Origin of the sequence: Xanthobacter lutulentifluminis (assembly GCF_043194675.2) — a bacterium.
GTDB lineage: Bacteria > Pseudomonadota > Alphaproteobacteria > Rhizobiales > Xanthobacteraceae > Xanthobacter.
Genome location: NZ_CM195525.1, coordinates 2,688,030 through 2,702,459, shown reverse-complemented (window position 1 = coordinate 2,702,459; position 14,430 = coordinate 2,688,030). Strand labels below are relative to the sequence as shown.

The window sequence follows — 14,430 nt, the reverse complement described above, 5'->3', positions numbered from 1 at the left end:
CTGGGGGCTCAGCTGTGGGAAACGCGCGCGGCCTGCGCGGCCGGAAGAAGACCGTAGGGGCGTGCCCAGCCGAGGCCTTCGAGCGTGGTGGTGAGGGGCTTGTATTCGCAGCCGACCCAGCCGTTGTAGCCAAGGCGGTCGATGAGATCGAACAGGAATGGATAGTTGATCTCGCCACGCGCCGGCTCATTGCGACCGGGAACACCGGCAATCTGGATGTGCTGAAGCAACGGCATGGTCTGTTGCAGCGTCTCGGCGAGATTTCCGTCGGTGAGCTGCATGTGGTAGACGTCGAGATGCAGGCGGAGATTGTCGCGCCCCGCCATCTCGATGATGCGAACCGCATCGCGCGTATGGTTCAGGAAGAAGCCGCGCATGCCGTAGGTGGTGTAGGTCTCCCCGCCGATGATGAGGTCGCGCCCGCCGTTGATGGGCTCGATGACCGCGGTGATGCCATGGGGAGCGAAGCGGTCCGCGGCATAGCGCAGGTTCTCCACGAAGGTCGCCTCCGCGGCCTCGCGGCTCACGCCGGGCGGCACCACGCCGGCGATGGTATGCACCGTGTCGCAGCCGAGGGCGCGGCAATAGTCGATGGTGGTTTCCAGCGCGAGGCGAAACTCGTCCTCCCGCCCCGGCAGGGCCGCGATGCCGCGCTCGCCCGCGTCCCAGTCGCCGGGCGTGGTATCCATCAGCACCATCGCCAGGTCGTTCTGCGCAAGCCGCTCCGCGAGCACTTCCGCGGGGAACCCGTAGGGCACCTGGAACTCGACACCCTTGAAGCCGGCCTGGGCGGCAGCCGCGAACCGGTCGAGGAAGGGCACCTCATTGAACATGTAGTGCAGGTTGGCAGCGAACTTGGGCATGGCTTCCTTCTCTGACAATGCGCGACGGCTGAAGGTGCGCGACGGCTACTCGCCACTTCTCCAAGCGAGAAGCGTGCCATTACGGTAGATCACGATTCCGAAATGATACAATAGGAGAATTTTTTGAGACCCGTGCCGAGTTGCGGGCGAGTTGCGCGCGCCTTCATCACCGGACCAAGGCAAATGCCATTATTTTGAGCGATTCTTGGGCGCCCCCCGGACACATCGAGCGCCGCTTCCGGATTTCTTTCATAGGAGAATATCGCGAAACGGCACGGGGGCGGCCGGGCACCGAACCGGGAGGACGCAGCACGCAGGAGTGGGCAGGCAAGAGTGGCAAGCAGGAGCGGGCACGCGAAACGGACGGGGGCGGAAAGGCTCATCGCCCTCCCGCCCCCGCCGGCCTTCATCCCCCTGCAACCCGACACCCTGCCCGGCTGGAACCGTCAGGCGTCAGGCACCCGATGTCATCGCTTCGCCTTGGCCATGCCGATGGCCGAAAGGGCAGATGCGACAGCCACGCCTGCAAGGTAGACACCCACCATCCGCGCATTGCCGAAGCTCGCGACGATGCCGGTCGCGATGACCGGCGCAAAGCCGCCGGCGACGGCGCTCGCGAGGCTCACGCCCAGGGAAATCCCGCTGTACCGGAGCTCCGCCGGAAACTGGGACGAATACAGGGCAGGCTGGGGCCCGAAGATGAACGGAAAGATGCAGCCGAGCGGCACGATCAGCGCAATCGCCACAAGCGAAGGACTGCCCGTCTCGATGAGCGCGAACATGGGGATGGCGACGGCCGCGAGCGCCGAACAGCCGAGAACGTAGATCCGCCGCGCGCCGAACCGATCGCTGATGGCGCCTGCGACCGGAATGAGGGCGAATGCAAGAGCCGCACCCGCCAGCACCATGTTCAGCACCGTGGACCGCGGCATGGAGAGTGAAGTCGATGCATAAGAGACGAGATAGACCGTCACGAGAAAGAACAGCGTGACCTCGCCGACCTTCCCGCCCGCGGCGAGAAGCACCTGCCTCCAATGATCGCGGACAAGAACGGTGAATGGAAGCCGGACGATCTTTCCAGAGACGCGGCTCTGCTCGAATTCGGGAGATTCATCGATGCGCCAACGCATGACGATGCCGAAAATGACCAGAACGGCGCTGGCAAGGAACGGCAGCCGCCAGCCATAGGCGAGAAAGTCCGCTTCGGGCAGCTGGCTGACCAGCGCGAACGCGCCGAGGGCGAGCAGCACGCCGCCCGGCACGCCGAGCTGCGGAAGGCTGCCGAACAGGCCGCGCTTGCCGGTCGGCGCATGCTCCACGGCCATCAGGACCGCTCCGCCCCATTCGCCGCCCAGCGCAAAGCCCTGGATGATGCGCAGGAGGACCAGGCAGACAGGCGCCCACACCCCGATCGAGCTATAGGTCGGAAGCAGGCCGATCAGGACGGTCGGCACGCCCATCAGAAGGAGGCTCAGCATCAGCATGGACTTGCGGCCGAGACGGTCGCCGAAATGGCCGAAGATGATGCTGCCGACCGGGCGCGCGAGGAGCCCGACCGCGAAGGTCAGAAGCGACGCGAGCGTGCCCACGGCGGGATCCGAGGCGGGAAAGAACAGGCGGCCGAACACCAGCGCGGCCGCGGTGCCGTAGATATAGAAATCATACCATTCGATAATGGAGCCGACTGCGGTGGAGACCAGCACCCAGCGGCGCATGGCGTTTTTTGAGCGGTCTTCGGCCGGCTGGGACAAGTTGGAAACGACGTCCACGGGATAGGTCATCGAGCAGTTCCTTCAAGCGAGGGTGCTGCTGGCCATGCAAAACGGATTCCACTTTTCGGCATGAAATGATAAAATAGTAGAAATTTGCCCGAGGCGCCCGCCCGGTCGAAGGGATCCGGGCCACCTACCGGGTGGCGGTGCTGTCGACGACGATGAAAAACTCGACGTCCGCATCGGTGGGGTTGTGGAACTCGTGCTTGACGTGACCATGGTAGAACAGCGACGCGCCCTCCGGCACGGTGAAGCGCTGGGTATCGACGACCACATCGAGGACGCCCCGGCTGACATAGAGATATTCCTCGACGCCGTGATGATGCGGCGGAAAGGACACCTTCGAGCGGGCCGGGAGGCTGTTGAGCGCGAAGTCGACGGACCGGTCGGGAAAGAGCGGGGACAGCGAACGCCGCTCGAGGCCCGATTCCGGGTCGCGAAAGATCGCCTGGTCGATGGGATGAAGCAGCGTCGGCTCGCGTGTCTGGTAGCCCCCGACGAGCACCGACAACCCGGTGCCCAAACCTGCCGCCAGCTTGCCGAGCACCGTGGCGGTCGGGGTGGCGACCCCGCGTTCGATCTTCGAGATCATGGCCCGGCTGACGCCGCACCGCTCGCTGAGGCTGTCCAGTGTAAAGCCGCGTTCCTTGCGCATGCGGCGCAGGTTGTCACCGAGCAAAGGCCCCTCGGACGTCATCGACATGCCGGGCCGAGCCTGTGGCCGGCGGAACAAGGCAACCATCGGTCCTACTTTCCAAAATGGGCGATCAGGGGATCAAAGCCGGATGCGCCCGCGCTCGCGCATAGGGTGCGTCGCTCTCGCGCTACTCTATTCAGCCTGCCGGGGGGGTTCAACGCTCCGCGCCAAGGCGGGATGGCAGGGCGCTGCCCGGCAATCCTCAATCCGGAGATCGCGGAGCGGTGAGCCCGATAGCCTGCATTTCGGCGTGAAGCTCCGGGCCCGACGGTGTCCGTATTCGGTGTCGATTCGCGCTGTGCGAACGGGCTGGCCGCGGCCCGGCCTCGCGGGAGGGAGCCGTGACAGGCAACGCCGGGCGCGCCGCCTCGCACCCTACCGCTCGCGACGGACGCCGGAGCAATAGCCGATGAGCCGCATGCGGATGACCCACTGGGGGCGATCGAGGCGCCTTCGGCTTCAGTGCAAAAAGGCCCTGATCGCATTCACATGCCCGCAGGCGAATGAACCTGTCCGCGGCCCGCACGGATCGGCGGGCCGGAACCCGGCGGAGCCTCCTGTTCGAGGATGCCCTCCGATCGACACATCCTCGCCCTGAAGGAGAGCCGCTTCAGGACGTCCTCCCCGTCGTGGCGACGCCGGCTTCTTCAGCGCAAGCGGCGCGGTGGCTTTCGGACCTCCGCGCTCGCGTTCGCCGCCCTCGGCCTGCCGGCGAGCGCGCGGTCCCTTCGGAGCGCACAGTGGGACGCTCGGCAGGGGAGGCCGCCCCCCCAACCCAGACCTTCGCGGGCGCGGATCTTGCTGCGTTCGCTCCGGCGATGCCGGCATGCCAGCCGCACGCCTGCCGGATGCTCGGGGCGGGGTCGCCGGGCTCGGACATGAGCTGCCGGGCTTGCCGCCGGAGAGCCCCCGCATGTCCGGTCGCCCGCGGTCCGGTTCAGGCGGACAGCCCGGCGATGAAGGCCTGCGAGCTGGAGACCGCGCCGAAGACGCCACCCTGCATCTTCACCATCTTCACCGCGGCCGCATGGTTGCCGGCATCGGTCGCGCCGCAGCAATCCTCCAGCAGAATGCACTCGAAGCCGCGGTCGTTGGCCTCGCGCATGGTGGTGTGCACGCATACATCCGTGGTGATGCCCGTGAGCACCAGGTTGCGGATGCCGCGCGTCCGCAGGATCATTTCCAGGTCGGTGGCGTAGAAGGAGCCCTTGCCGGGCTTGTCGATGACGATCTCGCCGGGCAGCGGAGCCAGCTCGGGTATGATCTCCCAGCCCGGCTCGCCGCGCACCAGCACCTTGCCGCACGGCCCCGGATCGCCGATGCCGGCTCCGATCTGACGCGAGCGCCAACGCTTGTTCTCCGGCAGGTCGGACAGATCCGGGCGATGCCCCTCGCGCGTGTGGATGATCCAGTAGCCCGCCGCGCGCATGGCCGCGAGCACGCTCGAGATGGGCTCCAGCGGCGCACGCGTGAGCGAGATGTCGTACCCCATTGCATCCACATAGCCGCCGGGACCGCAGAAGTCGGTCTGCATGTCGATGATGACCAGCGCGGTGTTCTCCTGGGAGAGACTGCCGTCGAAGGGCCAGGCGTAGGGATCGGCGTCGATGACGGGCACGGGTTCCTCCAGCGTGATACGGACACCGTGACCCGGCATCCGCCTCGCCCGCAGCAAGATGCGGGCCGCAGGCGGGCCGTACCTTGAAAACATCAAGTATATCATGTGCTTATATATACAGATCGCGGCGTCGTGGGCGTGAGCCGGGATGCCTAGGCACCACATTGCATACAGATTGTATGCAGATGATGATTATTTAGTCTGTTTTTGGTGCAGTCGCTCCAAAATTGGAACGATTCAAACCAGCTTTGCGGTCCTCAAAGAGCGCGCCCCCGCCGACAGATCGGCGGCATCATACTGATTTTCCGTTTGTTTTCGAAACGTAACGTAACGGGATCGACAAACCGTCCCGGTCAACGCCCCTCTGGCACCTCGCTTGCTACGACTGCCGAGACACTCGGGAGACGGCGGGGCTTTGCGCACCGGATCAACAGCCATCGTCCCGCCCCACCACAAGTATGCAACTGGCGATCATTGATCACTAAATAGGCAAACTCATGCAGTCCGACATTTCAGGATGGCGCCGCTGGGGGTTCATGGCCATCGGGCCGCTGGCCCTCTTTCTCATCTGGTACGGGGTGTTCGCCGCGGGCCTCGTCACGGCCAAGCTGCTGCCCTCCCCCGTCCGCACGCTCCAGGCCATTTGGGAGAACCTGGGCGCGGGCCTGGGGCAGGACTTTCTCTTCACCCTGGAGCGCACGCTCCATGCCTTCGGCCTCGCCGCCCTGCTGGGCGTGCCGCTGGGCATCGTGGTGGGCGCCAGCGAGAAGTTCTACCGCTCCATCGAATTCCTCATCGATTTCTTCCGCTCCACGCCAGCCACGGCCATGTTCCCCCTGTTCATGATCATTTTCGGCCTCGGGGACTTCTCCAAGATCTCGGTGGCGGCGTTCGCTGCCTTCCTCGTCATCCTGTTCAACGTGGCCTATGGCGTGATGCATGCGCGCCCCACCCGCATGCTCGCGGCCCGCGTGATGGGCGCCTCCCGGCTGCGCGTGTTCAAGGACGTGATGTTCTACGAGAGCCTTCCGCAGACCTTCATCGGCCTGCGCACCGGCGTGTCCATGGCGCTGGTGGTGATCGTGGTGGCGGAGATGTTCATCGGCTCCGACAACGGCCTCGGCAAGCGCATCATCGACAGCCAGATCACCTTCGACCTGCCGCAGCTCTACGGCACCATCCTGGTGTCCGGCATCCTCGGCTACGGCCTCAACCTTCTCTTCCTCGCCGCCGAGAAACTGCTGGTCCACTGGGCCGGCCGCTGATCGTCCGTCCTCATCCCTGCCCCGTGAAGGAACCGACCATGACCACCCGTCGCAACTTCGTCCTCGGCGCCGGCGCCGCGACGCTCGCAGCCGCCTCCTCCTTCCCACGGCCGCTCCGGGCCCAGCCGAAGGAGAAGGTGGTCGTCTCCTGGCTGCCCATCATGCAGTCCTTCGCCTATTACGTGGCGCTGGAGCAGAAGCTGTTCGAGAAGCGCGGCATCGAGATTGAGTCCGTCCGTTTCCAGGCGCCCAACCAGATCATCGATTCCCTCGTTTCCGGCCGGGCCGATGCCGGCGCGCCCGGGGCCGCCGCCGGCATCGCGGTGATCGCCGAGACGCAGTTTCCCGGCACCTTCAAGGTGTTCGGCCTGCAGGGCGGCGGCATCAAGGTGAACCGCATCAACGATGCGCTCATCGTCGCCAACACCTCCCCCATCGCCACCTTCGCCGACCTGAAGGGCAAGTCGCTTGGCCATCTGCCCGGCATCCAGTGGCGCACGCTCTCGCGCTACATGGTGCGCAAGGCGGGCCTCGACCCGGACAAGGACGTGCGCCTCGTGGAGCTGGCCGTGGGCCTTCAGGTGCAGGCGGTGGTGGCGGGCACGGTGGATGCGACGCTCTCGCTGGAGCCGGTGGGCTCCATCGCCGTGGCCCTGGGCGAGGCCAAGCGCGCCATCACCAACCCCATGTCCCTTGCGGTCTACGATCCCTTCTACTCGGGCGTGTCGCTGCTCACCACGAAGTTCATCAAGGAGCGGCCCAAGGTGGCCAGGGCCTTCGTGGAAGCCCTCGACGAGGCCACCATCATGGCCGAGAAGAACTACACCTCCCTGCGCTCCATCCTGCCCGCCTACACGGCGGTGAAGCCGGACCAGGTGGAGATCGTGGCCCAGCCCTACCTGCGGCCCTGGACCGAGCTGAACGAGACCGACCTCGCCTCCTACCAGACCTTCGTCAACGTGTTCCGCAGCGAGGGCGCGCTGAAGCAGGACTTCGACATCAAGCCCTTCATTCTCAAGCCGGCGGACCTCGCATGACCACGCTGGAGCGCATCGCCGCGCAGGAGCGGCAAGGGGACACCCCCTTGCCGGACCTCTCCTGGTTCTCGCCCGGCACGCACATCACCATCCGCGGGCTCACCAAGACCTTCCGCGGCAACCCGGTCTACACCGGCTTCGACATCGACTTCCCCCGCGGCGGCATCGTCTCCATTTTCGGGCCGAACGGCTGCGGGAAATCCACGCTCATCAACATGATCTCCGGCATCCTGCCCTATGATGCCGGGCAAATCCTGTTCGACGGCAAGACCATCGCCGAGACGCGCATCGGCTATGTGTTCCAGAACTATCGCGAGGCGCTGTTTCCCTGGCAGAGGGCCATCGACAACATTCATTATCCGCTGAAGATGATGGGCGTGCCCAAGGCGGAGCGGGAGCGGCGGATCGAGAAGCTGGCGGCGCAGTTCGACCTCAAGTTCGATCTCAACCGCTACCCCTATGAGATGTCCGGCGGCCAGCAGCAGACCGTCTCCATCATGCGCGCGCTGGTGGTGGACCCGGAGGTGCTGTTCCTCGACGAGCCGTTCTCCGCGCTCGACTACGAGATGACGCTGACCATGCGCGACCTCCTGCAGAAGGTGCTCACCGAGACCCGCACCACCACCCTGCTGGTCAGCCACGACCTGGAGGAGGCCGTGTGGCTCTCCGACAAGGTGCTCCTGCTCACCCGCCGGCCGTCGCGCATCGCCGAATACATGGACATCGACTTGCCCCGGCCGCGCAATTCCGAAACCATCTCGGACCCGCGTTTCGTGACGCTGAAGGCCCGTGCGCTGGAGGTGTTCCAGACGGCGGTGAGGAGCAGCGCCCCATGAGCAGCCCGGACGCGCCGGACGGCCAGGCGGAAGGCCCCTATCGGGGCTACCACGACATCGGTGGCCGGCCGGCCGGCGCGGTCGTGAAGGACGAATACGCCTTTGCCGACTGGCAGAAGCTGTCCGAGGCGATCCGTGGCGCGCTGGAGGCCAAGGGGCGCATCGTCTCCCTCGACGAGATCCGGCGCGTGTTCGAGAGCTTCGGCGAGGATCTCTACAACACCCTCGGCTTCTACGAGCGGCGGGCGGAAGCCCTCACCGTGCTCCTCGACGAGAAGGGCATCGTGCCCCGCGCCGCCGTTCTGGCGCGCATGGAGGCCATCGCCGCCATGGAATGCCGGCAGGTGGACCATGCCGCCAAGGCGGTCACCGGGAAGGCGACGAGCGCCGCGCCCGCCGGGAGCCCGGCACCGTGAGCCCGCCCCGCTTCGCCCCGGGCGATCGCGTCCTCATCCTCGATATCGGCAAGCCCGGCCACGTGCGCATTCCCTGGTATGTGCGGCACAAGGTGGGCGTGGTGGAGCGCCATTGCGGCGCCTATCCCAACCCCGAGGACTTGTCGTGCGCGCGGCCGGGGCTGCCCGCCATCGACCTTTATCGCGTGCGGCTCGAACAGCGTGACCTGTGGCCCGATTATGCTGGGGCGCCGGACGACACGCTGGAGATCGAGGTCTACGACCACTGGCTCGCGCAGGCACAGGACGACACCCCATGACCGCGACACCCGCCCCTGCCGAGATGAGCGCCATCCCCGTGGTGGAGGGCCATGAAGGCTCGGACTATTACGCCCTCATGACGCGGGCCCTGCACCAGATCCTGCTGGAGGAGGGCCTGCTCGCCCCCGAGGAGACGGACAAGGTGATCGCCGCCCTGGAGGCCCCCCGGCCGGAATGGGGCGCGCGCCTGGTAGCCCGCGCGTGGGTGGATCCGGGCTTCAAGGCCCGCCTGCTGGCCGATGGCGCAGGCGCCGCCGCCGAGCTGGGATTCACCATCAAGGAGGCCCAGCTGGTGGTGGTGGAGAATACGGACCACCTCCACAACCTGATCGTCTGCACCCTGTGCTCGTGCTATCCGCGCTCCCTGCTGGGCCAGCCGCCGTGGTGGTACATCTCCAAGGCCTACCGCTCCCGCGCCGTGCGCGAGCCGCGTGCGGTGCTGAAGGAATTCGGGGTGGATCTGCCCGACAGCGTTCACGTGCGCGTCCACGACAGCAATGCCGACATGCGCTACCTGGTGCTGCCCCGGCGCCCCGCGGGCACCGAAGGCGCGAGCGAGGAGCACCTCGCCCACCTCGTCACCCGCGACAGCATGATCGGCACGGCCTGCATCACCGCGCCTTAGGAGGCGGGCCGCGAAGAAGACCGCGCCGAGGCCCACGAGCATGTCGGCACGCGCGAGCGATTCTACCGGAGATCAGCGCACCCGGCCGGACAAGAGATGCGCCCTAATTATTTGATTCAGCGTATGAAATAGAGGTCTTCGGACGGTAAAATGGTGTCCCGGAAGGGATTCGAACCCCTGACCTGCGGTTTAGGAAACCGCTGCTCTATCCTGCTGAGCTACCGGGACATAAGCCATTCTTGCCTATAAATGCCTGATATTTTATTGTTTTTTATATTTTACGTTATAGAATTGTTATTTCCCATACCCTCTCTTGCGGCTGCCTTGTGTTACCCAGGCGTTACCCCCATATTAGGTGCGTTACCACCATCCTTCAGAGACGCCCATGGCTGCCCACCTTACCGTAAGGGGCATTGATGCGCTCAAGCCAACGATATCCCGTCAGGAAATTGCCGATGGATATCTAACCGGCCTCTATTTGATCGTCCAGCCTAGCGGCGCAAAGAGTTGGGCTGTCCGCTATCGCTCCAAGGGCAAGCCGAGGAAGCACACGCTCGGGGCATATCCGGGGGTCAAGCTCGCCGACGCCCGCATATTGGCAGCTCAGGTTATGACTGCCGTCGCCGATGGCCGCGATCCGAGCGCAGAGAAGAAGCAAGCCAAGCGCGAAGCCGCCGAAGGGTTCAAGGATGACGTGATGTCGGTCGTCGAGGCCTATCTGGAGCGCCAAGCCCAAAAGCACCTCAGGAAAAGCTCCCTGCGTCGCGTTGAAGGCCTCCTGTCAAATGATGTGATTGCCGCTTGGAAGGGCCGATCCATCAAGTCCATAACGAAGCGTGACGTGAACGAACTGCTGGATGCCGCCATCAAACGAGGGGCGACCGTAACAGCCAATCGCCTTCTCGCGGTGGTTCGCCACTTTTTCAACTGGTGCGTGGAGCGAGACCTTATCGAGAAGTCTCCTATCGCCGGCATCAAGGCACCCACCGCCGAGAAAAGCCGAGAGCGCATCCTAAGCGATGAGGAATTGGGCTTGGTATGGAAAGCCTCTGATCGCCTTGGCTGGCCCTTTGGCCCCTTCGTTCATCTCCTCATTCTGACAGGCCAGCGACGCGATGAAGTGGCGGGCATGAGGTGGAGCGAGCTTGATATCGCCAACGCCACTTGGACCATTCCCCGTGAACGAGTGAAGAACGATAAGGCGCATGTGGTGCCTCTGTCGCCTGAAGCCGTGGCCATCATTGAAGGGCTGCCGCGCATGAAGGATGGGGAGGCAGATTCCGCCTTCGTGTTCACCACCACCGGCAAAACGGCCATTTCCGGCTTCTCGAAGGCCAAGGCCTCGCTCGACAAGGCGATTACGAAGCTCCTCAAGAGAGAGGACGAGGAAACGAGCAAGAACGAGGAGGAGGAAGCGCCTTCCATTCCCGATTGGCGCCTTCACGACCTTCGTCGCACGATGACATCAGGAATGGCGAGGCTTGGCGTTCCGGTGCATGTGGTTGAAAAGCTACTCAATCACACGAGCGGCACATTCTCGGGCATCGTCAGCGTCTATCAGAGGCATGAGTACGCGGATGAGAAGCGGCAGGCGTCAGAGGCTTGGGGATCGCATGTCGCGCAACTGACGATGAGCGCGCCCTTTACGAGTGAATGAGGCCCAACCCGAGAAGGGCCTACTCGATTGGACGAGTTGAAAAATCGGGAGTGAGACAGCTGCTGTCAGGCGCGAGATCGTGGAAGAAAAGAGCCTGCGCGATACACGCTCTTGCCGAATTATAGCTCCCCTGACCCGGAAGGCCATTAAGGGCTCCATCCAAGAAAAGATATGGCGCCTGATTGTTGGCGTTGTACATTTGGAGTGGTAGGGGATTGTCGCGCCGCCCATTTTGGAAAAGAAGCAGGACCTTATTATAATTTCCGGAGGGGTACCGCTCCACGTTCTGGTCTAGATTATATTCTACACTAGATTCATCATATTCTTCTATTTCGTCTACATCGAATTTTGAAAAATATCCCTTGTCCATCCCCCATCTTATCGTCGGCCTCTTGTAGATCAGATACTCTCCAAGATAGATACCGGCATCCAAGAACAGATTGCACCCGATAAACCGGCCGGTCCAAGCTGGATCATAATCGTTGTAGGAGCGCCAGATCATACGCTGTCCATCCAAGACGATCGAACCATTATAAAACTTCGCCCATCGGTCAAACATATCGATCGATTCTGGCTTGAACGAAAGACGAATTCGAAAGTTGCGCCACATCCATTCAAGGAATATTTCAAGGCGCTCATCCTTCACTCGCATGAAATAATCACAATTCTCCTGCGCCTCATCATCGGTCAAATCAGATTCGCACTTCAAATGTGGCGGTGCGTAGATTGGATAATCAACAAGCGCGCGAGACATGCGCATATAAGGATACCAATAGCGCGGCTTGAGAATTCTCATGCTGCATTCCCTTCAGCGTCGGAATAGGCTCAGAATCCAAATGCTAATCTTAATATTTTAACATTTTCGGCTATCGCCACCAGGAGCGCGATTGCGCTCGCAGCCGCGAATCCGAGTCCGATATGCCTCCACATCCATACGAACTTCTCTTCGCCAATTTTGCGTATGAAGGCCGACTTTCGTTCGCACACGATCTGCCAATGGCTCCAGTGGAATTTGAAGCTTTTGGAGCAGAGAAAGAAAAAAATAGCAAAATAGACACTGTTATCAGGTAGTCGATCTATGTACCGGTAAGGCAAGTCAACTCTTCCACATCCAAAAATAACCATGCATAGCATCGACACAATGGACAAGATCGCAGCACTCATCCATGTTACGCTACAGGATATCAAACCATATCTGATTTCGATTGGCCGAGGAATATCAGAATAAGACATGCGGACCGACCTGATCATTTCCTCAGCTCAAAGCGATCAGGTCCGGAGACGCCACATCGGGAGCCGATTGCTGCATTATCGAGCGCGTACCGGAACGATGCAACCGAGATGAATGCTCGCGCGAATGGCGGATTCAGCTACCGCAAGGTAATCACAACGTAATAATGGAGATGAAAGTGGATCAGGTCCAAATTCAACGTCAACGGAATTCGGGCGAGTGGGTCACGGTAATGATGGTCCAGAACCTCGCGCCGAACATCACGAACGCCATGAAGGCCACCGCCCGCTCAAATCCTGGCTCTCGCGTCAGAGCAATCGACGGCAGCGGGCGCGTGGTCGATATCCTGTGACGGGCAGGTGTTCGCGTAGAGCTATCTCTGACCTTGCTGTGCTGCGGCCCTCGCCCTGATCTCTGCAAGGGTAGGCATGTTCCTGTTGCACGCCTTCGTCATCTCCATGAACTGCCGATCCTTGTAGGAAATGTGAAGGTCTATTGGATCGGTTTTCCCTAACGCATTGAAACGATAAATGATCCCATCGGTGCCATCGTCTGCGGCTTCACCGGCAAAGTCTGGCCTGTTGGATTTATCGAAATCAGCCGGAACAACGATCTCAATTGAATTATTATAAAATGTGTCTCCCGCCCTTTCCAATCCTGTGAATTTTCGCTCAATATCTCCATTCGGAGTCATTTTGCGCTCATAGGATACGGTTCTATCATTCCGCAAAAAATGCACAGGTTCATCATTTTTATCAAATAACGATACGTTCAGCTTCATATTTCTGATGAAATTGTCCGGACACATGAAGGCGTTCCCATCTTTTCCGCAATAGGTCGCCATAGATATCAGGTCTCCTATTATCTCATCCTTACTCGTGCACTTGAAGACAGCTTCAAGCTGGAGGCCCTCTCCATTCCGTATGCGCTGATATCCGACATACACGCGCTCGTTCGTCATTTTATCTTTTTCAGACGAGAGCTGGAATCCGGAGCTACCACCGCCTGCGATAGCCCCTGTCGTGACACTGGAAACGGTGCTTTGCAGGCGGCTGAAGATGTCCTTCAGAGCGCCACCATTGTTCTGCGCGTAATAGGCGACGACGAAGGCCGCGAACGCGATAAGAAATATCAGAATCAAAGGCATGCCTTTGGAGCCGGATTGGTCCTTCGGCTTGGCCTGCGTTTCGACTCCGGAAACAGGGGGAGTCTTCGTCCAATCCAGCATGCCCCTTGGGGCCTCGCGGCTTTCGATAGGCGGGGCTGAGGCAGGCGCGCTATGGGCTTCAGGGGCGCTTTGAGGGGCCGGCTGAGGATGAGCCACTGGCGGAATTGGCGATGCAGGAGGAGTGCCTTTGTCGGCCTCAGGTTCTTCGCCGTATCGATTGGAGCCGGGCTGCGACGGCAATATCCACCAGAAGATAAGCACCACAACACCCGCACCCGTGAACAAGAGAAGCTGCCACCATCCTGTCCGTCCGATATCGTGTAAGCGCCGGCTTCCAACAGCAAGCACAGGGCACAGAACCACCAGATTGAAGGCCAAGGGCCCGAAATCCGATAAAGGCGGACCTGCCCTTTCTGAAAAGTATGAGGCCCCGATGGTCATTAGGGCCACGGCAAGCTGGAACCACCAGAATTCCGAGCGTGAAGCACGTCCGCTGAAGACAGCGTATTTCGATCGGCACGTAATGAACGCGGCCGGAAGATCCATGATATCCCCCTTCCTTCGGTATCCATATGAATGCCGGAAGCATCTTATTTTATGGGCTATATCCCATAGATTGATACCTCGCAAGACGCTCGCTTTGCGGGATGAAAGCGAAGCGGCTTGTGGCATGGAACGTGCGGCGATTGAGGGTTGAGAGGGGCCTCACACAGGAGGGGCTCGCCCTGTCGGCTGACGTGGATATGTCCCACCTCGCGAACCTGGAAATCGAACGGGCGAACCCGACAATCGAGTTTCTGGAACAGCTCGCCGACGTGCTCGGCGTCCATATCTCCGAGCTGTTTCGGCCTTTCCCTGAAGGCGCAAAGAAGCCAGCGGCTTTGAAGAAGGGACGGAAAGCGTCGAGTGCATCACGCGGCTGACTCCACTACCCTATCCGCTCAT

15 protein-coding genes and 1 tRNA gene are annotated in these 14,430 nt (G+C 61.8%); 9 read left to right on the top strand and 7 right to left on the bottom strand.

Annotated features, from left to right (window positions below; all coding sequences use genetic code 11):
* Window positions 1-8: 8 nt before the first annotated feature.
* The 4 genes from otnI to biuH form a co-directional block, all read right to left on the bottom strand.
* Window positions 9-863, bottom strand: coding sequence for a 2-oxo-tetronate isomerase (gene otnI, locus V5F49_RS12380; protein ID WP_394115510.1), 855 nt, complete (start codon window positions 861-863; stop codon window positions 9-11).
* Window positions 864-1,330: 467 nt separating this feature from the next.
* Window positions 1,331-2,644 (bottom strand): MFS transporter, encoded by a 1,314-nt coding sequence (locus tag V5F49_RS12375; protein ID WP_394115511.1) that lies wholly within the window; start codon window positions 2,642-2,644, stop codon window positions 1,331-1,333.
* Window positions 2,645-2,768: 124 nt separating this feature from the next.
* Window positions 2,769-3,377: a helix-turn-helix domain-containing protein gene (locus tag V5F49_RS12370; protein WP_509210674.1), complete on the bottom strand. Its 609-nt coding sequence runs from the start codon at window positions 3,375-3,377 to the stop codon at window positions 2,769-2,771.
* Window positions 3,378-4,269: 892 nt separating this feature from the next.
* Window positions 4,270-4,950, bottom strand: coding sequence for a biuret amidohydrolase (gene biuH, locus V5F49_RS12365; RefSeq protein WP_394115513.1), 681 nt, complete (start codon window positions 4,948-4,950; stop codon window positions 4,270-4,272).
* A 536-nt stretch (window positions 4,951-5,486) separates the two neighbouring features.
* Between biuH and V5F49_RS12360 the strand changes: the two genes are divergently transcribed.
* The 6 genes from V5F49_RS12360 to nthA are packed head-to-tail and all read left to right on the top strand — an operon-like array spanning window position 5,487 to window position 9,429.
* Entirely contained in the window at window positions 5,487-6,215 is a 729-nt protein-coding gene (locus V5F49_RS12360; RefSeq protein WP_394115514.1) for an ABC transporter permease, read from the top strand.
* A gap of 38 nt (window positions 6,216-6,253) precedes the next feature.
* Window positions 6,254-7,252, top strand: coding sequence for an ABC transporter substrate-binding protein (locus tag V5F49_RS12355; protein ID WP_394115515.1), 999 nt, complete (start codon window positions 6,254-6,256; stop codon window positions 7,250-7,252).
* Window positions 7,249-8,088, top strand: coding sequence for an ABC transporter ATP-binding protein (locus V5F49_RS12350; protein ID WP_394115516.1), 840 nt, complete (start codon window positions 7,249-7,251; stop codon window positions 8,086-8,088). Before V5F49_RS12355 ends, V5F49_RS12350 begins: the two co-directional genes overlap by 4 nt.
* Window positions 8,085-8,504: a hypothetical protein gene (locus V5F49_RS12345; RefSeq protein WP_394115517.1), complete on the top strand. Its 420-nt coding sequence runs from the start codon at window positions 8,085-8,087 to the stop codon at window positions 8,502-8,504. The genes V5F49_RS12350 and V5F49_RS12345 overlap by 4 nt, the downstream gene beginning before the upstream one ends.
* Complete coding sequence (locus V5F49_RS12340) at window positions 8,501-8,803, top strand: SH3-like domain-containing protein (RefSeq protein WP_394115518.1); 303 nt, start codon at window positions 8,501-8,503, stop codon at window positions 8,801-8,803. The genes V5F49_RS12345 and V5F49_RS12340 overlap by 4 nt, the downstream gene beginning before the upstream one ends.
* Window positions 8,800-9,429: a nitrile hydratase subunit alpha gene (nthA, locus tag V5F49_RS12335; RefSeq protein WP_394115519.1), complete on the top strand. Its 630-nt coding sequence runs from the start codon at window positions 8,800-8,802 to the stop codon at window positions 9,427-9,429. Before V5F49_RS12340 ends, nthA begins: the two co-directional genes overlap by 4 nt.
* 151 nt (window positions 9,430-9,580) lie before the next feature.
* On the opposite strand, the gene V5F49_RS12330 is transcribed toward nthA, so the two are convergent.
* Window positions 9,581-9,657 (bottom strand) — tRNA-Arg (locus V5F49_RS12330).
* A gap of 157 nt (window positions 9,658-9,814) precedes the next feature.
* Between V5F49_RS12330 and V5F49_RS12325 the strand changes: the two genes are divergently transcribed.
* Entirely contained in the window at window positions 9,815-11,086 is a 1,272-nt protein-coding gene (locus tag V5F49_RS12325; RefSeq protein WP_394115520.1) for a tyrosine-type recombinase/integrase, read from the top strand.
* A 19-nt stretch (window positions 11,087-11,105) separates the two neighbouring features.
* On the opposite strand, the gene V5F49_RS12320 is transcribed toward V5F49_RS12325, so the two are convergent.
* Entirely contained in the window at window positions 11,106-11,882 is a 777-nt protein-coding gene (locus V5F49_RS12320) for a hypothetical protein (RefSeq protein WP_394115521.1), read from the bottom strand.
* 613 nt (window positions 11,883-12,495) lie between these two features.
* Between V5F49_RS12320 and V5F49_RS12315 the strand changes: the two genes are divergently transcribed.
* A complete protein-coding gene (locus V5F49_RS12315; RefSeq protein ID WP_394115522.1) occupies window positions 12,496-12,669 on the top strand; it encodes a hypothetical protein in 174 nt (57 codons plus the stop codon).
* Window positions 12,670-12,690: 21 nt separating this feature from the next.
* Here the strand turns inward: V5F49_RS12315 and V5F49_RS12310 are convergent, their stop codons facing one another.
* Complete coding sequence (locus V5F49_RS12310; RefSeq protein ID WP_394115523.1) at window positions 12,691-14,031, bottom strand: DUF805 domain-containing protein; 1,341 nt, start codon at window positions 14,029-14,031, stop codon at window positions 12,691-12,693.
* 119 nt (window positions 14,032-14,150) lie between these two features.
* Here V5F49_RS12310 and V5F49_RS12305 point away from each other — a divergent pair, with 119 nt between their 5' ends.
* Window positions 14,151-14,408 (top strand): helix-turn-helix domain-containing protein, encoded by a 258-nt coding sequence (locus V5F49_RS12305; protein ID WP_394115524.1) that lies wholly within the window; start codon window positions 14,151-14,153, stop codon window positions 14,406-14,408.
* Window positions 14,409-14,430 lie beyond the last annotated feature (22 nt).

Coding starts and splice junctions, on each gene's coding strand:
- V5F49_RS12345 (WP_394115517.1), top strand. CDS start 8,085: ATGAGCAGCCCGGACGCGCCGGACGGCCAGGCGGAAGGCCCCTATCGG.
- V5F49_RS12320 (WP_394115521.1), bottom strand. CDS start 11,882: ATGAGAATTCTCAAGCCGCGCTATTGGTATCCTTATATGCGCATGTCT.
- V5F49_RS12355 (WP_394115515.1), top strand. CDS start 6,254: ATGACCACCCGTCGCAACTTCGTCCTCGGCGCCGGCGCCGCGACGCTC.
- V5F49_RS12325 (WP_394115520.1), top strand. CDS start 9,815: ATGGCTGCCCACCTTACCGTAAGGGGCATTGATGCGCTCAAGCCAACG.
- V5F49_RS12310 (WP_394115523.1), bottom strand. CDS start 14,031: ATGGATCTTCCGGCCGCGTTCATTACGTGCCGATCGAAATACGCTGTC.
- otnI (WP_394115510.1), bottom strand. CDS start 863: ATGCCCAAGTTCGCTGCCAACCTGCACTACATGTTCAATGAGGTGCCC.
- V5F49_RS12360 (WP_394115514.1), top strand. CDS start 5,487: ATGGCCATCGGGCCGCTGGCCCTCTTTCTCATCTGGTACGGGGTGTTC.
- V5F49_RS12370 (WP_509210674.1), bottom strand. CDS start 3,377: ATGGTTGCCTTGTTCCGCCGGCCACAGGCTCGGCCCGGCATGTCGATG.
- V5F49_RS12375 (WP_394115511.1), bottom strand. CDS start 2,644: ATGACCTATCCCGTGGACGTCGTTTCCAACTTGTCCCAGCCGGCCGAA.
- V5F49_RS12350 (WP_394115516.1), top strand. CDS start 7,249: ATGACCACGCTGGAGCGCATCGCCGCGCAGGAGCGGCAAGGGGACACC.
- nthA (WP_394115519.1), top strand. CDS start 8,800: ATGACCGCGACACCCGCCCCTGCCGAGATGAGCGCCATCCCCGTGGTG.